The organism is Variovorax sp. V118, assembly GCF_041154445.1.
GTDB classification, from domain to species: Bacteria; Pseudomonadota; Gammaproteobacteria; order Burkholderiales; family Burkholderiaceae_C; genus Variovorax; species Variovorax boronicumulans.
Map to the genome: position 1 here is coordinate 393,835 of NZ_AP028663.1, position 24,421 is coordinate 418,255.

The window sequence follows — 24,421 nt, forward strand, 5'->3', positions numbered from 1 at the left end:
GAGGGCATCGCGCATGCCCTGCGCCACGAAGACCTGCTTCAGAACGCGCGCACCGCGCCCTGAGCCACCGCGCCGGCCGTCTGCTTGCTCCATTGCGAGGCGCTGCAGCCGAAGTGGTGGCGGAACCAGTGGCTGAAGCTGCTGGGCCCTGAAAACCCCAGCAGCTCGGCCACCTCGCTCAGCGGCAGGTCGCTGTCGCGCAAGTGGCGCTTCACGAGGTCGGAGCGCACGTCGTCGAGCAGGCGGCTGAAGGTGAGGCCTTCGGCCTCGAGCCGGCGGTGCAGCGTGCGGCGGTCCACGCGCAGGTGCCGCGCCACTTCCTGCGCCGTGCAGCCGCCGCCGGGCATCAGCGCCAGGATGAGTTCGCGGCATGCTTCGCGCGTGCTCTCGCCGCGGTCTTTCAGCGCGGCTTCGAGGTACTCGCGCGCGAAACGCGCCACGCCCTGGTCGCCCGATTCGCGCGGCTTGCGCAGGTCGGCCGCCAGGCACACGAGGCCGTTGAAATCCTGGTTGAACTTGACGTTGCGACCGAAGAAGGCGCGGTGCGCCGCCATGTCCGCCGGCGGGCGGTGCGTGAAGCACACCTGCTGCGGGCGCCACTGCGGATCGATGAGCTCGCCGAGGATGCGGAACATGATGCCCACGGCCAGCTCCATCGACTGGCGCATCGGCAGCCCGGGGCTGGGCAACAGGTCTTCCTGGATGATGACCATGTCGCCCGTGTCCTCTAGGCGAAAGCTCAGCGAGGCGTTCACCAGCTTCAGGTAGCGGCCCAGCGTGTCGAGCGCGTCGCGCGGCGTGGGCTCTTCCTTGAGCACGACGCTGATGGGGCCCAGCGCCGAGAGCTTGCGCTGCGCCGCCAGCCGCAACGCGAAATCTTCGGTGCGCGTGGCGCGCGCGGTGATCTCGAGCAGCTCGCGCACGGCGTCGCCGGGGATCAGCGTCTCGGGGTGCTCGAGCAGCTGCGCCTTCAGCCCCACGGTGCGCATGAAGGCATGCGGGTCGCGGCCGAGCGACTGCACCAGCTCCACGTAGCCGCTGAGGCTCGCGCTGCGCATCAGTCGACCGAGGTGCTTCATGGTGGCTGTGGGAAGGGCCCCGTGTTCACTCGGGGCTGATCTTGAGTTGCAGTTTCTCGATGATGGCCCGATTGTGGGCGGTCGTGGCGTCCAGCGTCTGGCGCAGCTGCACCAGCGTCGCCTCGCGGGGCGGATCGTAATTCTGCGCGAGCAGCGCCTCGCGGAACTTCGGCGCCTGCACGGCCCGGGCCACCTCGGCGCGGATTTTCTCCTGCAGCGCCGGCGGCATGCTGCTGAGCACGAACACGCCCACGCTCGCGTCGGGCATCACGAAGTCGGGCAGGCCCAGCTCGCCGAAGGTGGGCACGTCGGGCAGGAAGCGCGAGCGCTTCGACGACGCCACGGCCAGGGCCTTGATCTTGCCGCTGCGGATCAGCGAGGTGACGTTGCTCACCACCTCGAAGGTCAGCTGCACCTGGTTGCCCATGAGGTCGACCAGCGCCGGCGCCGAGCCTTTGTACGGCACCACGAGGATGTCGTTGCCGCTGCGCGCGCGCAGCATCTCGCCCAGCAGGTTGGAGTGCGTGCCCGTGCTCAGGTTGGCCACGCTGACCGAGCGCGGGTGCGCCTTGGCATGCGCCAGCAGGTCGTTCACCGTGTTCGGCGGAAAGCTTGCATTGGCCACCAGCACATGGAACATGCCCGTCACCTCGCCGACGTAGGTGAAGGTCTTGAGCGGGTCGAAGGGCGTCTTCACCGTGAGCGGAATGTCGGACAGCACGCTCGATGGTCCGACCATCAGCGTGTAGCCGTCGGCCGGCGCGGCCATCAGCGCGCGCTCGGCGATGACGGCGGAGCCGCCCGGCTTGTTGTCCACCAGCACGGTCTGGCCGAGGTTCGTGCGCAGCTGTTCGGCGAGCAGCCGCGCCGCCGCGTCGGAGATGCCGCCCGGCGGCGCGGGAACGATCAGCCGGAGGGGCTTGTCGGGCCAGGCCTGGGCCGACGCCGTGCCGCAGCACAGCGCGGCCAGGAAGAGAAGGGAGGCTCGCAGCAGATGCACACACATGGTTCGTCCTCAGGTTGGAAGAGACAAAGGCGTGCGGATTCTGTGGCGCCACCGCCTTGGAATGCTTGGCGCCACGCGTCGGCCACTTACCGGATCGCGACAGCGACACCTGTCTTTGCGCGCGCCGTTTCAATGCCCCAGAAAGACAAAACCGCGCCCCCGATGAGCAAGAAGTTTTCGCAGCTGCGCCAGAAACTTTGGCTGCAAGCGCAACCTTTTCACCGGAGACAACCCCATGAACTTCCTCGACGGCCACCTGTATCCCGAGAACCAGCAGCCCCTGATCATCACGGCCGCGCCCTATGCGCCGGGCTGGATTCCCGCCGACTTCCCGGAAGACATTCCGGTCACGATGGAAGAACAGATCCAGAAGGCGGTCGACTGCTACGAGGCTGGCGCCACCGTGCTGCACCTGCATGTGCGCGAGGCCAACGGCAAGGGCAGCAAGCGCCTGTCGATGTTCAATGAGCTGATCGCCGGGGTGCGCGCCCGCGTGCCCGAGATGGTCATCCAGGTGGGCGGCTCCATCAGCTTCGCGCCCGAGGACGACGGTTCCGCCGCCAAGTGGCTCAGCGACGACACGCGCCACATGCTGGCCGAGCTCACGCCCAGGCCCGACCAGGTGACGGTGACCGTCAACACCACGCAGATGAACGTGACCGAGCACGCGGGCCTGGACGACTTCAGGGGCCTGTCGCGCGGCGACCCGCGGCTGTATTCGACCTACCGGGACATGATCGTGCCCTCGAACCCCAGCTGGGTGGAAGAGCACATCCGCCGCCTCACGGCCGCGGGCATCCAGAGCGAGTTCCAGTGCTACAACATCAACAGCTTCGAGACCATCGAACGCATGATCCGCCGCGGCGTCTACAAGGGCCCGCTGGTGATGAACTGGGTGGCCATCAGCGGCGGCATGGACCAGGCGAACATCTACAACCTGGCCAACTTCCTGCGCGCCGCGCCCGACGGCGCGGTGGTCACGGTCGAGAGCTCGGTGCTCAACGTGTTGCCCGTGAACATGATCGGCATCGCCCTGGGCCTGCACGTGCGCTGCGGCATCGAGGACGTGCTGTGGAACCAGACCCGCACCGGCAAGATGAGCTCGGTCGAGCAGATCAAACAGCTCGTGCGCATCGCGACCGAATTCGGCCGCCCCATCGCCACCGCGCAGCAGGCGCGCGAGATCATGCAGATCGGCGTGTTCTACGAGACCACCGAAGAGACGCTGCAGGCCAACGGCTTCGCGCCCAACCGCAATGGGGCGCAGCAGGGCTTCCTGCGCAAGCCGGCCTGATACCGCTTCCACCGCTTCCCGGGCGGCGGTTGACGTACCGACTGGTCAGTCGGTAGACTGGGCCGATCGCGCAGCTCACCGGGCTGCATCGCATCGCACCGAAAGCCCCCCGATGAGCGAGAACTTCGCAGCCGAACTCCATCGCCGAGCGACCACGGCCCTGCAGGCCGGGCGCGCCGACGCGCAAGGGGAGGGCGACCGCGTGCCGGTCGGCCAGTACACCGACGAAGCCGTCGCACGCGACGAGCGGCGCTTGCTGCAGCGGCATCCGCAGCCGGTGGCCGCCAGCGCCTCGCTCGCTTCGCCGGGCGCGTGGCTGTCGCTCACGCACACGGGCGTGCCGCTGCTGCTGGTGCGCCAGGAGAGCGGGCAGGCGCAGGCGTTTCTCAACGTGTGCCGCCACCGCGGCGCGCGCGTGGTGCCCGAAGGCAGCGGCAGCGAGGCGCGTGCCTTCGTCTGCCCGTACCACGCATGGACCTACAAGCCCGACGGCGCCTTGCGCGGCGTGCCCGAGTCCTTCGGCTTTCCCTGCCTGAAGCAGGACGAGTCGGGCCTGCGCCGGCTGGCCACGGTCGAGCGCGCGGGCGTGGTCTGGGTCGTGTGCGATCCGTCGCAGGCGGACAGCGACCCCGGCGCGCACCTGGGCGCGCTCATGGACAACCTCGAGTCGCTGGCCGGGCTGCGCGCGCCCGTGGCCTATGCGCCGCGCACGTACGAGGTCGAGGCCAACTGGAAGCTGCTGGTCGACGGTTCCTTCGAGGCCTACCACTTCAAGGTGGCGCACCGCGAGACCATCGCCCACATGTTCCTGCACAACCTGCAGGTCATCGACGAGTTCGACCTGAACCGGCGCCTGTACCTGCTCAAGTCGAAGTTCCAGGAACACCGGCCCGACGCCGCCGGCTTCGATCCGCGCCGCTACGGCAACCTGACCTACTTCTTCTTTCCCAACACGACCATCCTGGTGCAGCCCGACCATGCGCAGCTCAGCATGCTGGAGCCGCTGGGCGCCACGCGCACGCGCGTGCACGAGCTCACGCTGATTCCCGAGGCGCCGGCCTCGGAGAAGGCGACCGCGCACTGGGACGCGAACGTCGCGCTGTACCGGCGCACGCTCGCGGAAGACTACGCGCTGGCCGAGTCGATCCAGGCCGGGCTGGCGTCGGGCGCGAACGATGCGCTCAGCTTCGGCACCTTCGAGTACAGCGCACCGCGTTTCCACGCGCAGCTCGCGCAGCAGGTGGCGGCCATGCCGGCCGCACGCTGACGCGCGAGGGTGTCGCGCGTGCAACAACCAGACCACAAGACACAAGAAAGAATGGCGCGCATCGCGTCTGATCGCCGGTCGCGTCTTCGCGGCATGCGCTGGGCGTGACGCATTCCAGAACCGCCGATGGCCACCCTTGCCCCTTCCCGTAAAGAAACGATCCTCGCGCGCGCCGAGCAGCACTTTGCCGACCACGGCTTCCAGGGCGCGTCGCTGTCGGCCATCGCGCGCGACTGCGAGGTTGGCAACCCGGGGCTGCTGCATCACTTCGCGAGCAAGGAGGTGCTGTACCGCGCCGTGCTCGAGAAGCAGGCCGAGGACCTGACGGCGCGCATCTGCAAGCGCGTCGAGGCAGCCCCCGACCTGCCCGCGCGGCTGCAGGCCTTCGTCGCGCTGCAGGTCGAGTGGATGCACGCGCGGCCCACGGGCTTCAAGCTCGTCACGCGCGAACTGCTCGACAACGCCGAGCGCATCCAGCATGCGCAGACCCGGCCGCTCGAAGGCTTCCTGCAAGCCAGCCTGGGCCTGGTGGCCGCGGCGCAGGCGGCCGGCCTCGTGCGCGACGACCTGTCGGCCGTGGTGGTGCTCACGCTCATCTTCGGCACGCTGAACTACGCCAAGATGGCGCGGCCCACCTTTGCCAAGACCTTCGCCGAGCCCGCGCTGAAGAGCGACACGGCATGGATGAAGGCGATGGCGCGCGATGTGCTGCGCGTCATCTCGCCGCCCTGATTTTTTCTTTCTCTCTTTCCTTCCCAGCAACCCCGACCAAAGGACGTTCCCTTGAAAACCCGCATCACCGAACTCTTCGGCATCTGCCACCCGATCATCCAGGGCGGCATGCACTACGTCGGCTTCGCCGAGCTGGCCGCGGCCGTCTCCAACGCCGGCGGCCTGGGGATCATCACGGGCCTCACGCAGAAGACGCCCGAGCTGCTGGCGCGCGAGATCGCGCGCTGCCACGAGATGACCGACAAGCCTTTCGGCGTGAACCTCACCTTCCTGCCGACCTTTGCCTCGCCGCCGTACCCCGAGTACATCGCGGCCATCGTCGAAGGCGGCATCAAGGCCGTGGAAACCGCGGGCCGCAGCCCCGAGGCCTACATGCCGGCGCTGAAGGCCGCGGGCATCAAGGTGATCCACAAGTGCACCTCGGTGCGCCACGCGCTCAAGGCCGAGCGCATCGGCTGCGATGCCGTGAGCGTCGACGGCTTCGAGTGCGGCGGCCACCCCGGCGAGGACGACGTGCCCAACATGATCCTGCTGCCACGCGCCGCAGAAGAACTGAAGATCCCGTTCGTCGCCTCGGGCGGCATGGCCGACGGCCGCAGCCTCGTGGCCGCGCTCGCGCTGGGCGCCGAGGGCATGAACATGGGCACGCGCTTCATCGCGACCAAGGAAGCGCCGGTGCACGCCAACGTGAAGCAGGCCATCGTCAACGCCTCGGAGCTCGACACGCGCCTGATCATGCGTTCGCTGCGCAACACCGAGCGCGTGATCAACAACGCGGGCGTGGAACGCCTCATGGAGATCGAGCGCGCCAAGGGCGACGCGCTGAAGATCGACGACATCATGGACCAGGTCGCCGGCATCTACCCGAAGGTGATGACCGAGGGCCACATGGACGCCGGCGCCTGGAGCTGCGGCATGGTGGCCGGGCTGATCCACGACGTGCCCAGCTGCGCGGAGCTCATCGACCGCATCATGGCGCAGGCCGACGAGCTCATCGCCAAGCGCCTGGCGAGCATGCTGAGGGGCTGATCAGCCCCGCTCGACCTGCCGCGCCAGGAAGCTGCAGCTGGCCACCAGCAGCCGCGCCACCTCGGCCACGCTGGATTCGATGCGGTGCTGCGGACCGGCCACGGCCACCGCCACCGTGTCGTTGTGCAGCTGCAGGAAGGCCGCGACGGCCCACACGTCGCTCACGTTCTCGCCGCGCGTCACGAAGTAGCCGAGCTTGCGGCTGTCGAGCACGTCGGCCACCAGCGCCTCGTGCGCGGTCTTGGTGGTGGCGGTCACGGCGGGCAGCGTGCGCTCCTTGAGCCAGGCGCGCAGCTCAGGCTCCTTCAGGCTGCCCAGCAGCGCCTTGCCGATGGAGCTGGAGTGCAGCGGCTTGAACTCGCCGGGCTTGGCCGAATAGCGGATGGGGTGCAGGCCCTCGACCACCTGCAGGTAGATCACCGAATCGCCCTGGCGCTTGCCCAGGATCACCGTCTCGCGCGTGGCGTCGCGCAGCCGCTCGAGCACCGGCGTGGCGCGTTCGATGAACGGGTCCTTGGCGCTGATGTCGTGCATCACGTCGAACATGCGTCGCGTCGGGTAGAGCGCGCGCGGCCGGCTCAGCGTGTACAGGTAGCCGCGCGCGGTCAGCGTCGAGACGATCGCGTGGCAGGTGCTCTTGGGCACGCCCACGGCCTCTGCGAGTTCGGTGAGCGACAGCGGCCGCTGGCTCGCCTGGAAGGCTTCGAAGATGTCGATCACCCGCGCGATCGCGGTCACGGTGACGCCAGTCATGGGCGCTTCTCCTGAACGGTGGAACGGACCGGGCGACGAAATTCAGCCGCCTGAACAAACGGGATCGGCGAGCGCGATCCGCGCGGTCATTCTGTCATTCGTTCGTAATGCTGAACATAGGTTCTTGTTCCCGAATAAGTCGGTTCCTACGATGGGCCCACGACAGTTCGACGGAGACATACCAAGGTGCAGCAAGCCAGCCAGGACATCACAGTGGACGCACACGCCGACGGCGTGGTGTGGATCACCATCGACCGCGCCGCCAAGCACAACGCCCTCGCGGGCCGCGTGCTCACGGCGCTGGCCCAGGCGGTCGCCGCGCACGGGGCCCGGCCCGACACCCGGCTCGTCATTCTTCGCGGCGCCGGCGAGCGCTTCTTCGCCGCGGGCGGCGACCTGGTCGAGCTCTCGGACGTGCGCGACGAGGCCGCCACCCACGCGATGGTCGAGCGCTCGCGCGGCGCGCTCGACGCCGTGCGCCGCTGCCCGGTGCCGGTGCTGGCGTACCTCAACGGCGACGCCATCGGCGGCGGGGCCGAACTGGCACTGGCCTGCGACATGCGCCTGCAGGCCGCGCACGCGCGCATCGGTTTCATCCAGGCCAAGCTCGCGATCAGCACCGCCTGGGGCGGTGGCCCTGACCTGTGCCGGCTGGTGGGCGGTGCGCGCGCGCTGCGCATGATGGGCCGCTGCGAAATGGTCGACGCGGCGCAGGCCCTGCAGTGGGGCCTGGCCGATGCGTCGATTGCAGACGGCGCCGACGGCGAAGACCTGCGCGCGTTCCTTGCGCCGCTGCGCGCGCACCCGCCGCAGGTGCTGCGCGGCATGAAGGCGCAGCTCATCGCGTGGCGCGAGGGCGCCTCGTACGGCGCGCGCCGCGAGGTCGAGTATGCGCAGGTGCTGGCCACCTGGCTGCACGACGACCACTGGCAGGCCTCCGATCGCTTCCTTGCCAAGGCCGCCCGATGAAGCGCGACGACCTCATGTCCAGCGCTGCCAACGAGCCGCGCCTGTACCCCACGAGCCCGACCGGCATCGAGGTGCCCGCCAGCGTCGGCGCCGACGCCGTGCGGCCCGAGCGCATCGGCGAGCCCGGCGCCTACCCCTTCACGCGCGGCATCTTCCCGGACGGCTACCAGGGCCGGCTGTGGACCATCCGCCAGTACTCCGGCTTCGGCACCGCCGAGGAATCGAACGAGCGCTACAAGTTCCTGCTGGCCAAGGGCCAGACGGGGCTGTCGGTGGCGCTGGACCTGCCGACCCAGTGCGGGCTCGATCCCACGCACCCGATGGCGCGCCCCGAGATCGGCAAGGTCGGCGTGTCGCTGTCGAACCTCAGCGAGGCGGAGATCCTGTTCAAGGACCTCGACCTGTCGCGCATCTCGACCTCGTTCACCATCAACGGCACGGCCGCGATCATCTATGCGATGTACCTGGCGGTGGCCGACAAACAGGGCGTGCGGCGCGACCAGCTCACCGGCACCATCCAGAACGACATCCTCAAGGAGTACGTGGCGCGCGGCACCTGGATCTTTCCGGTGCGCCCGTCGATGCGGCTCATTGCCGACACCATCCTGTACTCGAACGAGGTCTCGCCGCGCTTTAACCCGATCAGCATCGCCGGGGCGCACGTGCGCGACGCGGGCGCCACCGCCGCGGAGGAAATGGCCTACACGCTGGCCAACGGCCTGGCCTATGTGGACGAGTTGCGCGCGCGCGGCGGCGACGTCGAGAAGTTCGCCAAGCGGCTGTCGTTCTTCTTCTATGTGCACATGGACTTCTTCGACGAGATCGCGAAGTTCCGCGCCGGCCGCCGGCTGTGGGCGCGCCTCATGAAGGAGCGCTACGGCGTGCAGGACCCGAAGGCCCAGCACTTCCGCTTCGGCGTGGTCTGCGGCGGCTCGTCGCTGGTGGCGCCGCAGCCCTACAACAACGTGGTGCGCGTCGCGGTGGAAACCATGGCCGCGGTGTTCGGCGGCGCGCAGTCGATCTTCACCTGCGCCTTCGACGAGGCCTTCCAGATCCCGACCGAGTTCTCGGCCGAGCTGGCGGTGCGCACGCAGCAGATCCTGGCCTACGAAAGCGGCATCGGCTGCACCGTCGATCCGCTGGGCGGCAGCTATTTCCTGGAGCAGCACACCGACCGCATCGAAGAACAGATCGTGCGCGTGATGGACGAGATCGATGCCTACGGCGGCGTGGTGCGCGCCATCGAGGAGGGCTGGATCCAGATGCGGCTGGCCGAGCGCGGCCTGGAGCGCAAGCTCGACAACGACGCCGGGCGCACCGTGGTGGTGGGGCAGAACCACTTCAGGAAAGAGAACGAAGAGGTCAAGGTCGGCGAGGTCTTCACGCTCGACCCGACCGTGGCGCAGCGCGCGCTGGAGAAGTTCCAGCGCACGCTCGACACGCGCGACAACGCGGCCGTGGCGCTTGCGCTCGCGCGGCTGTCGGCCGCGTCGGCCAAGGACCGCGAGAACGTCATGCCCTACCTCGTGGAGTGCTGCCACGCCTACGCCACCGTCGGCGAGATGGTGGCCTGTCTCAAAGCCCAGTGGGGCGAATTCAAGGAGCCGGTGAACCTATGAGCACGCAGCAACCAGGCACCGCCGCGCTCGCGGCCCGGCGCATCCTGATCGGCAAGCCCGGCCTCGACGGCCACGACATCGGTGCCAAGATCATCGCCCTGACCCTGCGCAACGCCGGCGCCGAGGTGATCTACACCGGCCTGCGCCGCAGCCCGCTGCAGATCGCCCAGGTGGCGGTCGACGAAGGCGTCGATGCGGTCGGCCTGAGCATCCTGTCGGGCAGCCACAAGGAGCTGGTGTCGGACGTGATCGCGCAGCTGCGCGAACTGAAGGCACACGACGTGAAGGTGTTCGTCGGCGGCACCATCCCGGCCGAAGACCATGCCCACCTGCGCGCACTCGGCGTGAGCGCGGTCTTCACGGCGGACATGCCGCTGGAGCAGGTGGTGGCTTCACTGGCGGAGTGTCTGGCATGAGCGCCGCGCCGGGCCGCCCCAAGCAAGCCCGCACCGCAGTGCGAAGCACGGAGGTCCTCCTGTGAGCGCGGTTGGGCCGCTCGACGGCATCCGCATCATCGAGGTCGGCCACATGCTGGCCGGGCCGTACTGCGGCCTGATGCTGGCCGACATGGGCGCCGAGGTCATCAAGATCGAGACGCCCGAAGGCGACATCGCGCGCAGCGTCAGTCCGCACTTCATTGGCCCGCACAACGCCTACTTCGCCAGCCTCAACCGCAGCAAGAAGAGCGTGGTGCTCGACCTCGCGAGCACCGAAGGGCAGGAGGCACTGGGCCGCATCGCCGAAACCTCGCACGCGGTGGTCACCAACCTGCGGCCCTCGGCGATCCGCAAGCTCGGCCTCACCTACGACGCCATGCGGCAGTGGAACGAGCGCATCGTCTGCGTGGCGCTCACCGGCTACGGCCTGGACGGCCCGCACGCCGACAGCCCCGCCTACGACTACGTGATCCAGGCGCTGACCGGCGTGATGGCGCTCACCGGCGACCCCGACGCACCGCCCACCAAGGCCGGCTACTCGGCCGTCGACAACTCGGCGGGGCTGGTGGCCGCCATCGGCCTGCTGGCCAAGATCGTGCAGGGCAAAGGCGGGCAGGTCGACGTCGCGATGTACGACGTGATGCTCTCGCAGCTCAATTACCTGGCCGGCGCCGTGCTCAACGCGGGCGAGACCATGGCGCGCCAGGCCGATTCGTCGCACCCCTACGTGGTGCCGGCGCAGATCTTCCCGACCGCCGACGGCTGGCTCACGCTCTTCATCACGCACGACAAGTTCTGGAAGATCTTCTGCGACGAGGTCGGCCATTCCGAATGGACCACCGACGCGCGCTTTTGCACCATGGCCGGCCGGCGCGCGCACCGCACCGAGGTCATCGCCGCCATCGCGCAGCTGCTGCGCGGCGCGCCGGCGGCCGAGTGGGTGCGGCGGCTGGTGCCGTTGGGCGTGGTGGCGGCCGAGGTCGGCACGCTCAACGACGCGTTGTGCGGCGACATCGCCACCGCGCGGCGGCTGGTGGTGTCGCTGGGCGACGGCAGCCTGCCGCTGCAGGCCGTGGCCAGCCCGGTGCGCTTCGACGGCTTCACGCCGCGCTACGGCCTGCCGCCGCTGCTCAACGAGCATGCGGACGAGGTGCTGGGCAAGGTGGCGGCATGAGCATGGATGCGGCGCCGCTCGATCGGTGGGCCTTGAGCCGCGAACTCACGCGGCTGGCCAACGCCGACCCGATGGCGCTGGCACGCGAGCCGCTGCGCGATCCGCCGTCGCATGCGGCGCGGCGTGTCGGCATCACCGGCGCGCCGGGCGCGGGCAAGAGCACGCTGGTCGGCCACCTGGCGCAGCTGCGCGCGCCGCGCGGGCGCCTGGGTGTGCTGGCCGTGGACCCGAGCAGCCCGAAGAGCGGCGGCGCCATCCTCGGCGACCGCGTGCGCATGGACGAGCTTGCGGGCAACGCGCAGCTGTACATCCGCTCGCTCGGCTCGCGCCGCACCGGCGACGGGCTGGCCGACAACCTGCCCGAGATGCTGGAACTGATGGACCGCTTCGGCTTCGACGAGGTGCTGCTCGAAACCGTCGGTGTCGGCCAGGCCGAGCACGCCGTGCGCGCGCAGGTCGACACGATGGTGCTGGTGCTGCTGCCCGACAGCGGCGACATCGTGCAGGCCATGAAGGCCGGCATCATGGAAATGGCCGACATCTTCGTGGTCCACAAGGCAGACCTGCCGGGCGCGCAGCGCATGGCGACCGACATTCGCCGCATCGCCACGATGGCGCGCCACGACCCGGGCGACTGGGTGCCGCCCATCCTGCTGAGCGCGGCCGGCGACCCGGCATCGCTGCAGGCGCTGTCGGACACCATCGACCGCCACCAGGCCTGGCACGCGCAGGCGCCCGAGGTGCGCGCGATGGCCCGTGCACGGCGCGCGCGCTACCGCCTGCGTCGCCTGCTGGAGCTGCGCATCGGGCAGTTCATCGCGCACCAGGACGGCGCCTTCTTCGACAGGCCCATCGCTGAGCAGCTGGTGCGGGCCGTGGCCGCGTTGCCGCATGCGAAGGAGGGCGCATGAAGCGCGACGCCATCCGCACGCTCAAGAGGTCGTTGCGCGCCGGCGGCGAAGCGCACGCCTCGCCGCAGCAGGCGCAGGACGCCCGCGCGGCGGCGCTGGCGCTGCTGGAGCGCAGCGTCGCCATGCGGCACGACCGGCTGGCGATCCAGCGGCTGCTCGATGCCGTTCGGCTGCGCGCCCCCGTCGCACCGGCGCTCTGGGCGCACTGCGAGGCCGTGGCGGCCCGCATGCCGGGGCCGGTGCGGCCGCAGATGTTGCAGCTGCTGCGCCACCAGTCGACGCAGCGCGCAAGCGATGGGAGCCACGCAGCGGACCGATAGCGTTCGAAACCTACGACAGAAGAAGGAGACAAAAAATGCAAAAGCATGCGACGAAAACAAAAGAGATTCCAAGGACACCGCCCTTGCGCCGGCGCATCGCGGCGGCCGTGCTGGCTGCCGTGGCCGCACCGGCCTTTGCACAGGGCAGCGACGACATCGTGCGCATCGGTGTGATGGCCGACATGAGCGGCCTGTATTCCGACATGGGCGGCGCGGGCCTCGTGGAGGCCGTGAAGATGGCTGTCGCCGATGCGGGCGGCACCGTGAACGGCAGGAAGATCGAGGTGATCACCGCCAACCACTCGGCCAAGCCCGACATCGCCGCCACCAAGGCGCGCGAGTGGTTCGACACGCAGGGCGTGGACATGATCATCAGCGGACCCAGCTCGGGCACCAGCCTGGCCATCGCGAAGATCGCGGCCGAGAAGAAGAAGGTCGTGATGGTGACCGGCGGCGTGGCCGCGCAACTCACCAACGAAGAGTGCTCGCCCTACACCGTGCACTACCTGTACGACACCGTGGCGCTGGCGCGCGGCACCGGCGCCGCCATGACGCGCCAGGGCGGCAAGAGCTGGTACTTCCTGACGGTGGACTACGCCTTCGGCGACTCGCTCGAGAAAGAGACCACGCAGGTCGTGCTGGCCAACGGCGGCAAGGTCGTCGGCAGCGTGCGGCATCCGCTGTCGGCCACCGACTTCTCGTCGTTCCTGCTGCAGGCGCAGGCCTCGAAGGCGCAGGTGCTGGGCCTGGCCAACGGCGGCGGCGACACCATCGGCGCCATCAAGGCCGCGCAGCAGTTCGGCGTCACCAAGTCGATGAAGATCGCCGGCCTCATGCTCTTCATCACCGACGTGCATGCGCTCGGCCTGAAGCTCACCAGCGGCATCAACCTGACCGAGGCCTGGTACTGGGACACCGACGAGCGCTCGCGTAAGTGGTCGGCCCGCTTCTTCGACAAGATGAAGAAGATGCCCACCAGCATGCAGGCCGCCAGCTACTCGGCCGCGCTGCAGTACCTGAAGGCCGTGGGCACCGCCGGCACCGACAGCGCCGACCCGGTGATGACCCAGCTGCGCACGCTGAAGATCGACGACATGTACACGTCCAACGGCCACATCCGCGGCGACGGCCGCATGGTGCACGACCTGCAGCTCATGGAGATCAAGAGCCCGGCCGACTCCAGGCGCCCGTGGGACTACTACAAACCGGTGCAGCGCATACCGGGCGAGCAGGCCTTCGCATCGAAGGCGGAATCGAAGTGCAAGAACTGGAGTTGAGGCGGCCAGCCCCCGTCCACCCACCCTTTCCAACCACAGGAGACAAAAGACCATGACAGCCAACCCCCGTGCCATCCCTCCCACCGTCGCACCGTCCGAAAAGGTGAAGGCCGCCATCGCGGCCGCGAAGGAACTGCCGCTGCTCGATGTCGGCCCCTACCTGGCCGGCGAGCCCGGCGCGCTGGAACAACTGGCCGCCGACGTGAAGCTGATCCAGGAGAACCTGGGTTTCTTCGCCATCGTGAACCACGGCATCCCGCAGTCGCTCATCGACGAATCGTTCGCGCAGACCGCCAAGCTGTTCGAGCTGTCGATGGAAGAGAAACTGCGCCACCGCGTCGGCTACCACCACCAGGGCTACCTGCCGCCGAAGTCGTCGATCCTGAAGTCGACCGCCATCATGGAAAAGATCGCGGTCAACACCAAGAAGGACACCAACGCCGCCTGGCTCTTCATGCGCAACCGCGACGCCGACGACCCCAAGGTGCGCGCCAACGTGCGCCACCGCGGACTGAACCAGTGGCCCGAGAGCCTGCCGGCCTTCAAGGCCGCGTTGCATGCCTACCAGAGCGCGATGGAAAAGCTCTCGCTGAAGCTGCTGCCGATCTACGCGCGCGCGCTCGGCCTGCGCGCCGAGCATTTCGATCCGATGTTCAAGGCGCCCGAGTACTACCAGCGCTGCGCCTACTACCACCCCGAGGAGCACATGGACGAAGGCCAGTACGCGCTGGCGCCGCACTCCGACGGCAGCTTCCTCACGCTGCTGCCGATGACGCCGGTGCCGGGCCTGCAGGTGATGACGCCGGCCAAGGAGTGGCTCAAGGTGAGCTACGTGAAGGACGCGCTCATCGTCAACACCGGGCAGGTGCTCAACCGCCTGTCGAACGACCACTTCATTGCCACGCCGCACCGCGTGGTCAACCCGCCGATGAAGCGCTATGCGCTGACCTTCTTCTTCTATCCCGACGATGACGCCAGCGTGGCGCCCATTCCCGAGTGCATTGCACCGGGCGAGCAGGCGCGCTACGACACGCGCTCGTTCTACGACTTCTTCGTGCCCTACCTGGACGACCTGTACCACTACAACGACCCCAACTTCATGAAGGAGGTCGAGCCCGCCGGCGTGACCGCGCAGGCCTGAGATGAAACGCCAGATGTTGATCGACGGCCGCTGGGTCGATGCGCGCTCGGGCGAGACCCTGGCGGTGCTCGACCCGTGCAGCGCGCAGCCCTTCGGCACCCTCGCCCGCGGGCGGGCCGAGGACGTGGACCTGGCGGTGGCCGCCGCGCGCCGCGCACTCGACGGCGCCTGGGGCCGCATGACGGCCACCGAGCGCGGGCGCATCCTGCAGCGCCTGGCGCAGGTCATCCTGGCCAACGGCGAGGCGCTGGCGCAGCTGGAGGCGCGCGACACCGGCAAGCCGATGGCCGTGGCGCGCGCCGACGCGGCGGCGGTGGCGCGCTACTTTGAGTTCTACGGCGGCGCGGCCGACAAGGTGCACGGCCAGACCATTCCGTACCTGAACGGCTACAACGTGAGCGTGGTGCGCATCCCGCACGGCGTGACGGCGCACATCATTCCGTGGAACTACCCGGCGCAGATGATGGGCCGCACGCTGGCGCCCGCACTGGCGATGGGCAACGCGGCGGTGGTCAAGCCGTCGGAGGACGCGTGCCTGAGCGCCCTCAAGCTCGCCGAGCTGGCGATGGAGGCCGGCCTGCCGCCGGGCGCGCTGAACATCGTCACCGGCCTGGGCACCGAGGCCGGCGCCGCGCTCACGGCGCACCCGGGCATCGACTTCGCGACCTTCACCGGTTCGCCCGAGGTCGGCATGCAGGTGCAGCAGGCCACCGCGCGCCACCACGTGCCCTGCGTGCTGGAGCTGGGCGGCAAGTCGCCGCAGATCGTGTTCGACGACGCCGACCTGGCCAAGGCCGCGCCCGTCATCGTGCGCGCCATCGTGCAGAACGCCGGCCAGACCTGTTCGGCGGGCAGCCGGCTGCTGGTGCACAAGGGCATCTACGACCGCTTCGTCGACACCATCGCGACGCACTTCGCGGCGCTGAAGGTCGGCACCCCGGAGCAGGACCTGGACTGCGGGCCGATGATCAACGCGCGGCACCGGGCGCGCGTGCAGGCCATCGTGCGCGAGGCGGTGGCCGAAGGCGTGCCGCGCCTGGCCGAAGGCCGGCTCGCGGACGGCCTGTCGCCCGAAGGCTTCTTCGTCGCGCCCGTGCTCTTCGGCCCTGTGCCGCGCACGCACCGGCTGGCGAGCCAGGAGATCTTCGGCCCCGTGCTCGCGGCGATGCCCTTCGACGACGAGGACGACGCGGTGCAGCTGGCCAATGCCACCGAGTACGGCCTGGTGGCCGGCGTGTGGACCGAGAACGGCAACCGCCAGGCGCGCATGGCGCGGCGGCTGGCGAGCGGGCAGGTGTTCATCAACTGCTACGGTGCGGGAGGCGGTGTCGAGCTGCCCTTCGGCGGCGTGAAGAAGAGCGGCTACGGCCGAGAGAAGGGTCTGCTGGCGCTCGAGGAGATGAGCACCACCAAGACCGTCGTCCATCACTACGAATAAGGAGACAAACACCATGTCGATGCTGAACCAGAAGACGGCGATCGTCACCGGGGCGGGGAGCGGCTTCGGCGCCGCCATCGCCCGCGCGTACGTCGCGGCGGGCGCGAAGGTCGTGCTGGCCGATATCAACCTGGAGGCCGCGCAGGCGGTGGCTTCGGCGCTGGGCGACAACGCCATGCCCGTGGCCTGCGACGTGACGCGCTTCGAGCAGGTGCAGGCGCTGGTCGAACAGGCGAGGGCGCGTTTCGGCGGGCCCGACATCGTCATCAACAACGCGGGCACCACGCACCGCAACCAGTCGATGCTCGAGGTCGACGAGGCCACCTTCGACCGCGTGTTCTCGGTGAACGTGAAGTCGATCTATCACATGGCCCGCGCCGTCGTGCCGGTGATGAAGGCGAACGGGGGAGGCGTGATCCTCAACGTCGGCTCGGTCGGCGCCATCCGGCCGCGGCCCGGCCTCACCTGGTACAACAGCTCGAAGGGCGCGGTGCGGGTCATGACGAAGTCGATGGCGGTCGAGCTCGCGCCCGACGGCATCCGCGTGAACCTCATCGCGCCGGTGATGGCCGCCACGGGCCTGCTGCAGGACTTCATGGGCGTGGCCGACACGGCCGACAACCGCGCGCGCTTCGTCTCGACAATTCCGCTGGGGCGCATGTGCGATCCGGAAGACGTGGCGAACGTCGCGGTGTTCCTGGGCAGCCCGCAGGCGCGCTTCCTGACAGGGGTGGAGATGCCGGTGGACGGCGGGCGGTCGATCTGAGCGTGTCGCTGCCTCAGTACGTCACGGTCACCGTGATCGTGCTGCTGTAGGGACCCGGTGCCACGTACTGGCCGGCCGGAATGCGGCCGTAGACGGTGTACGGGATCGTTGTGGTGTTGCCGCCGAGCGAAGCCAGCGCGCTGTAGCTGTGGGTGACAGTGTTGAGGCCCCAGACGATGCCGTGTGTGTTGGTGGTGTAGAGGTTGTAACCCAGTGGCGTGGTGCTGACCGGGCCCACCATCTGCCGGTTGGCGAGGTTGCCCGCCGAGCCCACGCTGAGGCTGATCGTGTACGACAGCGTCACCAGGATGCCCAGGCCCGTGACCGTGCTGGCGACGGTCACGGTCGAGGTGTTGTCCTTGGGCGTCGCGACGGCGGGGTCGTAGTTGCCGAAGGCCAGCGCGGTCGCACTGACGGTGGCGCTGCAGCTGAATGCGCCCACGCCCGTGCACGCGGCCATCGACGTGCCCGGGGCCAGCAGCCCCGCCAGCGCCAACGCGGCGGTCAGCGCGGGGACGGTGACGGCACGGGTTCGCATCGGTAAGGTCCCATCGAGGGCAGTGCGCCGGCGGCGCGGTCGGGCTGGCCCAGCGTGAAGCGGCAATGGCCGCTCTTCCATCGCGCCTCGAAGCGCTCGTTCGGCTGCGGGTCGTCGACCGACACGAGGCCATGAAAGCCCGACAGCAGCGAGGTGCCGCGCGCCGGCCGCATCACGTCGATGCCCGGCGGCAGCGGGCTGCCGTCGGGCAGCAGCACCGTGACGTTCGCGATCGCGTCGCGCGCGATGTCGAAGCTGGCCTGCGCCACGCCCTTGTAGCGCGGCACCACGCGCAGCACGTCGCTGCGCACCTGCGCCTCGATCGGCAGGTCGCCGTTGTCGATGCTGATGTGGTTGGGCTCGTAGGCACGCAGGCCCGAGACGACGGCGCGGCCTTCGCTGTCGGTGGTGGTCCAGGGCTGGTTCTCGCGGTAGACCTTCACGCCGGCGGCGCCGGGCACGGTCACGAGCGCGAAGGCGTCGTCCGACTGGCGGGTGGCAAAGCCCACGCCGCCCGCGAAGCCCACGGCGCCGCTGGCGCGCAGGCGCACCGCGGTCTGGCCCTGCGCGCGCGCCGCTTCGGCCGTCAGCATGCCGTAGCGACCGCGCCAATCGACCGCGGCTTCGCTGCGCGCGTTCTCGCCGTCGGCGGCGCGCAGCCGGTAGCCCCAGCCGGTGTCGTTGGGCGGCTGCTGCACCCATTCGGCCACGGCCGAGTGGCCGCCCGGCTTCTGATGCTGCACCGAGAGCGTGGCGTGCTGGCGATCACCGAGCGTGAAGCTGAGGCTCAGGTTCACCGAGGTGATGGAGCGCTTGCCGTCCTGGCGCGTGTGGGCCACCGAGGTGCCGAGCCAGGCGTTGCCGCCCAGGCCGATCGACCAGCTGGCGGTGGTCACGCCGATGTGCTCGCCGGTGTTGTAGCGCAGCCGCGTGTGGCTTGCGCCCAGCGTGCCGTAGCGGCCGAGCGAGCGACCTGCGAAGAGTTGGGTCTGCGCGTCGGTGTGCACGGGGCTGTCGTGCCAGGCGATCTGCGTGAAGCCGCGGCTGGCCACCTGGCGGCTCACCGAGAAGTTCCATTCGTCGCTGGTGCGCGTGTAGGCGGCGCGCCAGAGGCGGCCGCTGTCGCCGTCCTTGCTGCGGCTGGCGGCGCCGTGCAGGGAGAGTTCGCCGAGCGTGCCCCAGACCCAGGTCACGCCCGCGCCCGCGGTCTGGCTGCGCGCACTGGCCTCGCCGCGCGCCTCGACGGTCACGCCGTCGTTCACGCCGTGGCGCCAGGTGCCGGCGACGAAGGGCGGGCCGTAGTCGAAGCTGCGCTCGCCGTAGCGCAGGCGCGTCCAGCCGGCTTCGAGCGAGTAGTCGGACAGCCCTGCGCGCAGCAGGTTCGAGCTCACGTAGTAGGGCGTGGTCACGGTGCGCTGCACGCCCAGCGCGTCGGTGACGGCGAAGCGCATCTCGCCCGCGCCGGTGAGCACGGGCACGTCGCTGAGCGCGAAGGGGCCGGCGTCGACACGCCGTTGATAACGCAGCGTGTCGTTCACATACACCTCCACCGCCGACGGCACGGCCGCGCCGCCGCGCAGGGTCGGCATCGGGTAGCTGATGAAGCCGGGCTGCAAGCCGAAGCGGGTGCCGAACTGCACGCCGCCGAAACGAAAGGGCGTGGACCATGCGGCGGCCTGCGTGATCGTGTCGCCCACCGTGAGGCGGGTGAGCCGCGCGGGGTCGTCGCGGCGGAAGTAGCTGTCCAGTCGCGTCGTGCCGCGCCCGCCGAACGCGGACTGGCCGGCGACGAGGCTCGTGCCCACCAGGCCCCAGTCGCCCGAGGCCGCCGCATCGAAGTAGCCCGAGGCACGTGTGCCCTCGCGGTCGTGCTGCAAGGCCAGGTCGTAGTTGAGAAAAGCCCCGAAGGCCGAGGCCGACAGCGGCGGGCGGTCGCCCGCGTGCGCATGCACGGTGCCCAGCGTGAACGCCTCGGCGGGCACGCTCAGGTCCACGCTCTGGGCGCCTTCGTCGAGTTGCAGCTGCGCGCCGGGCAGCGCGCGCAGGTCGTAGTAGTCGGTGCCATCGCGCTGCAGCGCCGCGGTGGCGGGCCGCACCAGGCGCCAGGCCGCGAAGTCGGGCGCCGATGCCAGAAGTTGCGCACCGCGCCGCAAGAGCGGCCGCGGCGCGGGCTGGCTCAGGCCGTTGATGCGCACGTCGAGGATCGCGGGCTGCACCTCGCCCGCCATGTCAGCGGGTGACGTCTGTGCGCAGGCCACGCGCAGGCCCAGCCAGCCGCAGCAGACCCACAAGCTAGCGTGGCGTGGCGGGCGCACGGGGCACGCGCACGGTGGCGCTGGACGACGCCTCGGGGGCATCGGTGGCGGCCTCGACCTGCAGCCGGGTGTCGGGCGGCAGGGCGGGCAGTTCGATGTCGATGCCGGCCGACTGCCCGGCCAGCGCGTACTGCGACAGGCTCTTGCGCAGCAGCTCGGTGCCGTCCTCGCGGCGCACCACGAGCTGCGTGACCTGGATGTGCTCGCTGCCCTGGTTGTCGAACACCAGCCGCCAGGCGGTGCCTGCCGTGCCGGTGGCGCGCGCCGAAGGCTGCAGCGACCACTGCAGCGCGCGGCGCAGCTGCAGCGGCGGCACGAAGATCGGCACGCCGATGCGCAGCAGCGTCTGCACCTTCGCGCCCTCGGCGCCGTCCGCCGGCAGGGCCTGGTCGCGCGGCAGCTGGCGCAGGAAGATGCGGTAGCTGCGCTCGCCGGCGTCGGCCGGCACCTGCAGCCCGAGGCGCACGATCTGCCGCCCGCCCGGCGGCAGGCGGAAGATGGCCGGGTTGACCAGCACGTCGCGCGTGGGTTCGTAGGCGTCGCGTCCGTCCTGCTGCGACCACGCCACCACCTCGGCCTGCACGGCGACCTCGGTGTCCTCGGCGTTGCCCATGGTGAGCGAAGCGACCGGGCGCTGCGGCGTGAGCACGATGCGCAGCGGCGCCACGCTGAGGCTGGTGGCCGCGGCGGGAGCGGGAGCAAGGGCGGCCAGCAGCAGGCCGGCCCCCCATGCGACTGGCAGCAGGGCGCGACGCATGCCGTGGCGGCCTGCGGTGAAGGCGGTCAACGGCGCCCTCAATAGGTCAGCGAGACCGTGATCGTGTCCGTGTAGTCGATGGCCGGCGCCGCGGTGTACTGCCCCGTGGGAATCAGGCCGTAGATCGTCTGCGTCTGGGGCGTCCCGTTGCCGACGTAGCCGGTGCCGGCGACGCTGTTGTCCCAGTTGGTCTGGTGTGCGCTGTCCTTGAAGAGGCCGTAGCCCAGCGTGTTGTTGCCGGCGGCCGCCGTGGGGCTGGTCATCAGGCGGTTCGTGATCGTCGCGCCCGAGCCGCCGCCCGCGCTCAGGCCGAGCGAGTAGGGCGTGCCGAAGGTGCAGGTCACGTTGAGGCTGGTGGTGCCGGCCAGCGCGGTGGCTGACGCCGGGTCGTACGGCCCGAACGCCAGCGTGGCCGGCGTGGTCATCAGGCAGGCCTTGAGCACCGTGGCCGTGACCTGGAAGGTCGTGGTCGTCGTGACCGCCTGCGCGGGCAGCAATGTCAACAAGGCACCGACGGGCAGCACGGTACGGGCCAGTGTGCGAAGGAGGGAGCGAGGCTGATGGCGCATCGGACGGGACCTTTCATCGGTGACTGGAAACCCAGGAACGACAGTGAAAACCCACCCACCGTTTCCAGTAGTGGGCGCCCCCTTTCTAACCAATCTCTCCCCGATGGGACATAGGACGCGGCCCTGTCGTCGACAGCTTGCTACAGATTTTTCCGAGGCCGGGAGAGCTCATGAGTGATTTCGGTCTACAGCCTGGGCCGGGCCTAGGTCGGATGTCTTCATGGGGCGCGACCTCTTGTCGGAGGGGGGGGGGGCGTGCGGTGTATAGAACCGTTTACATTTACGCTCTTGGGAGTCGCCATCCAACGCCATTGCAACCTTGCCCGCGAGGTCCATCCAACGTGATCGCCGAAATACATGCTGATGCCGCGCCTGCTGGCCTCGCCTCGGGGTTCACCATGGCGTTCCAGCCCATCGTGGACCTGGGCCGGCACGAGATCTATGCGCACGAGGCGCTGGTGCGCGGCCTGTCGGGCGAAGGCGCCGCCGAGGTGCTCGGGCGCGTCGATCCGGTCGACCGCTTCGCTTTCCACGAAGCCTGCCGCGTCAAGGCCATCGAGATCGCCTCGCGCCTGGGCATGAAGTCGCGCCTGAGCCTCAACGTCATGCCCAACGACGTCGCGGGGCAGGCCGAGTGCTTCCGCACCGCCATGGCCGCCGCCAAACGCTGCAAATTCCCCGTGCGCCGGCTGATGTTCGAGATCACCGAGGGCGAGCGCGTGCGCGACCTGCACGGCCTGGCCGACACCTTCCGCGCCTTCAAGCGCCACGGCTTCACCTCGGCCATCGACGATTTCGGCGCCGCCTACGCGGGCTTCGAACTGCTGGCCGCGTTCCAGCCCGACGTGGTGAAGATCGACCTGAGCCTGATCCGCGGCATCCATGCCGACCCGGTGCGGCTCACCATCGTGCGGGGCTTCGTCGCCACCTGCGACGAGCTGCGCATCCGCGTGATCGCCGAAGGCGTGGAGGCGCCCGAAGAGGTGCGCGCCTTGCGCGAGATCGGCGTGGAGCTGTTCCAGGGCTACCTGTTCGCGCGGCCGGCCATCGCCACGCTGCCGGCGGTGGCGTGGGACGCCGCCGCCTGAGCCTGCCCTGACCTGACCTGACCTCGGACCTTGTGCGTCAGACGTTGCTGGTCGCGCGCACTTCCTCGAGCGTGGTCCGGCCGGCCAGCACCTTCTCGATGCCGTCCTGACGCAGCGTGCGCATGCCTTCGCGCATGGCGGCGTCCTGCAGTTCCTCGGCGCGCGCGCCGCCCTGCACCAGCCGGCGCAGTTCTCTCGACATCACCATGAGTTCGTGGATGCCCACGCGGCCCCGGAAGCCGGTGTCGTTGCAGTGCTTGCAGCCGGTGCTGGTGTAGGTCTGGAGCTGGCCGTCGCGCCCGTGGCGCTGCACCCACTCGGCGCGCACGGCGTCGCGCGCGGCCGGCGTGTCCTGCGCGCCGAAGGCGTGCATGTAGTCGGCCAGCAGCTCCTCGACCGCCTCGCTCGTCGCCGGGCGGCTCTGCACGCACTGCGGGCACAGGCAGCGCACCAGCCGTTGCGCCAGCACGGCCAGCAGCGAGTCGGCGAAGTTGAACGGGTCCATGCCCATGTCGAGCAGGCGCGTCACGGTTTCGGGGGCGCTGTTGGTGTGCAGCGTCGACAGCACGAGGTGGCCGGTGAGCGAGGCCTCGATGGCGGTCCTGGCGGTCTCGGCATCGCGGATTTCGCCGACCATGATCACGTCGGGATCGGCGCGAACGAAGGCGCGCAGCGCCTTGGCAAAGGTCCAGTCGATGCGCGGGTTGACCTGCACCTGGCGCAGGCCCGGCTGTGTGATCTCGATCGGGTCTTCGGCGGTCCAGATCTTGCGCTCGGGCGTGTTGATGCGCATGAGCGCCGAGTGCAGCGTGGTGGTCTTGCCCGAGCCCGTGGGGCCCACGCACAGCACCATGCCGTAGGGCCGGTCGACCGCCTGCGAAAACTGCGCCAGGTTGCGCTCGGACAGGCCCAGCGCATCGAGCGCGATGGGCTTGGCCGAGGCCAGGATGCGCATCACCACGTCTTCCAGGCCGTTGTTGGTCGGGATGGTGGCCACGCGCAGCTCGATGCGGTGCTGCGGCGAGTACTTCGAGAAGTTGATCTTGCCGTCCTGCGGCTTGCGCTTTTCGCTGATGTCCAGGTCGCACATGATCTTCACGCGCGCCACCACTGCGTTGCGGTAGCTGGGCGGCAGCTCCAGGTAGGTGTAGAGCCGGCCGTCGCGGCGAAAGCGGATGCGCGTCTTTTCCTGCCCGGGGTCGCTCTCGATGTGGATGTCGGAGGCGCCCTCGCGGTGCGCTTCGAGGATCATGCTGTTGATCATGCGCACCAGCGAGTTGTCCGACTGCTCCACGGGCGGCTCGCCGGCCGCGGGCGCGGCGGCCGATTCTTCCTTCTCGAGCGTCTTCAGCAGCGTGCTGGTGCCCGTCATGTCGAACTCGAGCGGACGCATCGGGTCGTTCATGTCGACCACCGGGCGCTCGGCCGCCACCTGGCCGACCTTCTCGTAGGCCTTGTGCAGCACGCCGTCCAGGTCCAGGCACTGGCCCAGCACGGGAATGATCTTCGTCTGCGCGACGAACTCCACCTCGTCGATCACCGCGTGCCGGTTGACCGGGTCGTCGAGCGCCACCACCAGGCGCCCGCCGTGCAGCATGAGCGGCATGACCTGCAGGCGCCGCGCGGCCTCGTGGCCGACCTTGCGCAGCGCGTCGGCCGCGGCCGGAAACACATGCAGGTTCACCAGCGGGTAGCCCATCTTGCGCACCAGCGCGGTCTGCAGCTGGCCGCGGCTCACGACGCCCATGCGCACCAGCGTCTCGCCCAGCGGCACGGTGGGCTCGCGCTGCTGCTGCTGGAGCGCCGCGTCGAGTTGCGCCTGCGTGATCATGCCCAGCGACATCAGCGCCTGGCCGATGCGCGCGATCGGCATGCGGCTTTGCAGGTCGAGCTCCTGCACGAGCTGTTCGGGCATGACGACTTCGGTGGCTGCCATGGATGG

At 69.6% G+C, this 24,421-nt stretch carries 23 protein-coding genes; 15 read left to right on the forward strand and 8 right to left on the reverse strand.

Annotated elements, in window-relative coordinates:
• Positions 1-38: 38 nt before the first annotated feature.
• Complete coding sequence (locus ACAM52_RS01775) at positions 39-1,079, reverse strand: AraC family transcriptional regulator (protein WP_062477242.1); 1,041 nt, start codon at positions 1,077-1,079, stop codon at positions 39-41.
• 25 nt (positions 1,080-1,104) lie between these two features.
• A complete protein-coding gene (locus tag ACAM52_RS01780; RefSeq protein WP_369645942.1) occupies positions 1,105-2,085 on the reverse strand; it encodes a Bug family tripartite tricarboxylate transporter substrate binding protein in 981 nt (326 codons plus the stop codon).
• Between the two features lie 235 nt (positions 2,086-2,320).
• Between ACAM52_RS01780 and ACAM52_RS01785 the strand changes: the two genes are divergently transcribed.
• From ACAM52_RS01785 to ACAM52_RS01800, 4 genes are all read left to right on the forward strand, one after another.
• Positions 2,321-3,379 carry a 3-keto-5-aminohexanoate cleavage protein gene (locus tag ACAM52_RS01785; RefSeq protein WP_369645943.1) on the forward strand — a complete coding sequence of 353 codons (1,059 nt, stop codon included), beginning with the start codon at positions 2,321-2,323 and terminating at the stop codon, positions 3,377-3,379.
• A 112-nt stretch (positions 3,380-3,491) separates the two neighbouring features.
• Positions 3,492-4,646 (forward strand): aromatic ring-hydroxylating dioxygenase subunit alpha, encoded by a 1,155-nt coding sequence (locus ACAM52_RS01790; protein ID WP_369645944.1) that lies wholly within the window; start codon positions 3,492-3,494, stop codon positions 4,644-4,646.
• A 126-nt stretch (positions 4,647-4,772) separates the two neighbouring features.
• Positions 4,773-5,378, forward strand: coding sequence for a TetR/AcrR family transcriptional regulator (locus tag ACAM52_RS01795; RefSeq protein WP_062477248.1), 606 nt, complete (start codon positions 4,773-4,775; stop codon positions 5,376-5,378).
• A 51-nt stretch (positions 5,379-5,429) separates the two neighbouring features.
• On the forward strand, positions 5,430-6,407 hold the full coding sequence (locus ACAM52_RS01800) for an NAD(P)H-dependent flavin oxidoreductase (RefSeq protein ID WP_369645945.1): 978 nt from the start codon (positions 5,430-5,432) through the stop codon (positions 6,405-6,407).
• Here the strand turns inward: ACAM52_RS01800 and ACAM52_RS01805 are convergent, their stop codons facing one another.
• Positions 6,408-7,160: an IclR family transcriptional regulator gene (locus ACAM52_RS01805; RefSeq protein ID WP_369645946.1), complete on the reverse strand. Its 753-nt coding sequence runs from the start codon at positions 7,158-7,160 to the stop codon at positions 6,408-6,410.
• A gap of 213 nt (positions 7,161-7,373) precedes the next feature.
• Between ACAM52_RS01805 and ACAM52_RS01810 the strand changes: the two genes are divergently transcribed.
• From ACAM52_RS01810 to ACAM52_RS01855, 10 genes are all read left to right on the forward strand, one after another.
• Positions 7,374-8,129 (forward strand): enoyl-CoA hydratase/isomerase family protein, encoded by a 756-nt coding sequence (locus tag ACAM52_RS01810; RefSeq protein WP_369645947.1) that lies wholly within the window; start codon positions 7,374-7,376, stop codon positions 8,127-8,129.
• Positions 8,126-9,748, forward strand: a complete 1,623-nt coding sequence (locus ACAM52_RS01815; RefSeq protein ID WP_369645948.1) for a methylmalonyl-CoA mutase — start codon at positions 8,126-8,128, stop codon at positions 9,746-9,748. Before ACAM52_RS01810 ends, ACAM52_RS01815 begins: the two co-directional genes overlap by 4 nt.
• Positions 9,745-10,164, forward strand: coding sequence for a cobalamin B12-binding domain-containing protein (locus tag ACAM52_RS01820; RefSeq protein ID WP_369645949.1), 420 nt, complete (start codon positions 9,745-9,747; stop codon positions 10,162-10,164). Before ACAM52_RS01815 ends, ACAM52_RS01820 begins: the two co-directional genes overlap by 4 nt.
• Positions 10,165-10,225: 61 nt before the next feature.
• The gene (locus tag ACAM52_RS01825) at positions 10,226-11,359 is read left to right on the forward strand and encodes a CaiB/BaiF CoA transferase family protein (protein WP_369645950.1); all 1,134 of its coding nucleotides are present in this window, start codon (positions 10,226-10,228) and stop codon (positions 11,357-11,359) included.
• Positions 11,356-12,270: an ArgK/MeaB family GTPase gene (locus tag ACAM52_RS01830; protein WP_369645951.1), complete on the forward strand. Its 915-nt coding sequence runs from the start codon at positions 11,356-11,358 to the stop codon at positions 12,268-12,270. Before ACAM52_RS01825 ends, ACAM52_RS01830 begins: the two co-directional genes overlap by 4 nt.
• Positions 12,267-12,590 carry a hypothetical protein gene (locus tag ACAM52_RS01835; protein WP_369645952.1) on the forward strand — a complete coding sequence of 108 codons (324 nt, stop codon included), beginning with the start codon at positions 12,267-12,269 and terminating at the stop codon, positions 12,588-12,590. The genes ACAM52_RS01830 and ACAM52_RS01835 overlap by 4 nt, the downstream gene beginning before the upstream one ends.
• An 83-nt stretch (positions 12,591-12,673) precedes the next feature.
• Positions 12,674-13,867, forward strand: coding sequence for an ABC transporter substrate-binding protein (locus ACAM52_RS01840; protein WP_369645953.1), 1,194 nt, complete (start codon positions 12,674-12,676; stop codon positions 13,865-13,867).
• Between the two features lie 52 nt (positions 13,868-13,919).
• On the forward strand, positions 13,920-15,008 hold the full coding sequence (locus ACAM52_RS01845; RefSeq protein WP_369645954.1) for an isopenicillin N synthase family dioxygenase: 1,089 nt from the start codon (positions 13,920-13,922) through the stop codon (positions 15,006-15,008).
• A 1-nt stretch (position 15,009) separates the two neighbouring features.
• Positions 15,010-16,446 carry an aldehyde dehydrogenase family protein gene (locus ACAM52_RS01850; protein ID WP_369645955.1) on the forward strand — a complete coding sequence of 479 codons (1,437 nt, stop codon included), beginning with the start codon at positions 15,010-15,012 and terminating at the stop codon, positions 16,444-16,446.
• A 13-nt stretch (positions 16,447-16,459) separates the two neighbouring features.
• Positions 16,460-17,212, forward strand: a complete 753-nt coding sequence (locus ACAM52_RS01855; protein WP_369645956.1) for an SDR family oxidoreductase — start codon at positions 16,460-16,462, stop codon at positions 17,210-17,212.
• A gap of 13 nt (positions 17,213-17,225) precedes the next feature.
• Here the strand turns inward: ACAM52_RS01855 and ACAM52_RS01860 are convergent, their stop codons facing one another.
• From ACAM52_RS01860 to ACAM52_RS01875, 4 genes are read right to left on the reverse strand one after another with little or no spacing between them, the layout of a single operon-like run.
• Positions 17,226-17,750: a spore coat protein U domain-containing protein gene (locus ACAM52_RS01860; protein ID WP_369645957.1), complete on the reverse strand. Its 525-nt coding sequence runs from the start codon at positions 17,748-17,750 to the stop codon at positions 17,226-17,228.
• Positions 17,717-20,041, reverse strand: coding sequence for a fimbria/pilus outer membrane usher protein (locus ACAM52_RS01865; protein ID WP_369645958.1), 2,325 nt, complete (start codon positions 20,039-20,041; stop codon positions 17,717-17,719). Before ACAM52_RS01865 ends, ACAM52_RS01860 begins: the two co-directional genes overlap by 34 nt.
• A gap of 1 nt (position 20,042) precedes the next feature.
• On the reverse strand, positions 20,043-20,852 hold the full coding sequence (locus tag ACAM52_RS01870; RefSeq protein WP_070062074.1) for a molecular chaperone: 810 nt from the start codon (positions 20,850-20,852) through the stop codon (positions 20,043-20,045).
• Between the two features lie 8 nt (positions 20,853-20,860).
• On the reverse strand, positions 20,861-21,391 hold the full coding sequence (locus ACAM52_RS01875; protein ID WP_070062075.1) for a spore coat U domain-containing protein: 531 nt from the start codon (positions 21,389-21,391) through the stop codon (positions 20,861-20,863).
• 398 nt (positions 21,392-21,789) lie between these two features.
• Between ACAM52_RS01875 and ACAM52_RS01880 the strand changes: the two genes are divergently transcribed.
• Positions 21,790-22,479 (forward strand): EAL domain-containing protein, encoded by a 690-nt coding sequence (locus tag ACAM52_RS01880; protein WP_369645959.1) that lies wholly within the window; start codon positions 21,790-21,792, stop codon positions 22,477-22,479.
• A 37-nt stretch (positions 22,480-22,516) separates the two neighbouring features.
• On the opposite strand, the gene ACAM52_RS01885 is transcribed toward ACAM52_RS01880, so the two are convergent.
• Positions 22,517-24,415: a GspE/PulE family protein gene (locus ACAM52_RS01885; protein ID WP_369645960.1), complete on the reverse strand. Its 1,899-nt coding sequence runs from the start codon at positions 24,413-24,415 to the stop codon at positions 22,517-22,519.
• Positions 24,416-24,421 lie beyond the last annotated feature (6 nt).

Excerpts from the sequence above, each read along its gene's own strand:
- ACAM52_RS01795 (WP_062477248.1), top strand. The coding sequence starts at position 4,773 with ATGGCCACCCTTGCCCCTTCCCGTAAAGAAACGATCCTCGCGCGCGCC.
- ACAM52_RS01805 (WP_369645946.1), bottom strand. The coding sequence starts at position 7,160 with ATGACTGGCGTCACCGTGACCGCGATCGCGCGGGTGATCGACATCTTC.
- ACAM52_RS01885 (WP_369645960.1), bottom strand. The coding sequence starts at position 24,415 with ATGGCAGCCACCGAAGTCGTCATGCCCGAACAGCTCGTGCAGGAGCTC.
- ACAM52_RS01880 (WP_369645959.1), top strand. The coding sequence starts at position 21,790 with ATGGCGTTCCAGCCCATCGTGGACCTGGGCCGGCACGAGATCTATGCG.
- ACAM52_RS01815 (WP_369645948.1), top strand. The coding sequence starts at position 8,126 with ATGAAGCGCGACGACCTCATGTCCAGCGCTGCCAACGAGCCGCGCCTG.
- ACAM52_RS01780 (WP_369645942.1), bottom strand. The coding sequence starts at position 2,085 with ATGTGTGTGCATCTGCTGCGAGCCTCCCTTCTCTTCCTGGCCGCGCTG.
- ACAM52_RS01785 (WP_369645943.1), top strand. The coding sequence starts at position 2,321 with ATGAACTTCCTCGACGGCCACCTGTATCCCGAGAACCAGCAGCCCCTG.
- ACAM52_RS01845 (WP_369645954.1), top strand. The coding sequence starts at position 13,920 with ATGACAGCCAACCCCCGTGCCATCCCTCCCACCGTCGCACCGTCCGAA.
- ACAM52_RS01830 (WP_369645951.1), top strand. The coding sequence starts at position 11,356 with ATGAGCATGGATGCGGCGCCGCTCGATCGGTGGGCCTTGAGCCGCGAA.
- ACAM52_RS01820 (WP_369645949.1), top strand. The coding sequence starts at position 9,745 with ATGAGCACGCAGCAACCAGGCACCGCCGCGCTCGCGGCCCGGCGCATC.
- ACAM52_RS01850 (WP_369645955.1), top strand. The coding sequence starts at position 15,010 with ATGAAACGCCAGATGTTGATCGACGGCCGCTGGGTCGATGCGCGCTCG.
- ACAM52_RS01855 (WP_369645956.1), top strand. The coding sequence starts at position 16,460 with ATGTCGATGCTGAACCAGAAGACGGCGATCGTCACCGGGGCGGGGAGC.
- ACAM52_RS01835 (WP_369645952.1), top strand. The coding sequence starts at position 12,267 with ATGAAGCGCGACGCCATCCGCACGCTCAAGAGGTCGTTGCGCGCCGGC.
- ACAM52_RS01875 (WP_070062075.1), bottom strand. The coding sequence starts at position 21,391 with ATGCGCCATCAGCCTCGCTCCCTCCTTCGCACACTGGCCCGTACCGTG.
- ACAM52_RS01790 (WP_369645944.1), top strand. The coding sequence starts at position 3,492 with ATGAGCGAGAACTTCGCAGCCGAACTCCATCGCCGAGCGACCACGGCC.
- ACAM52_RS01860 (WP_369645957.1), bottom strand. The coding sequence starts at position 17,750 with ATGCGAACCCGTGCCGTCACCGTCCCCGCGCTGACCGCCGCGTTGGCG.
- ACAM52_RS01775 (WP_062477242.1), bottom strand. The coding sequence starts at position 1,079 with ATGAAGCACCTCGGTCGACTGATGCGCAGCGCGAGCCTCAGCGGCTAC.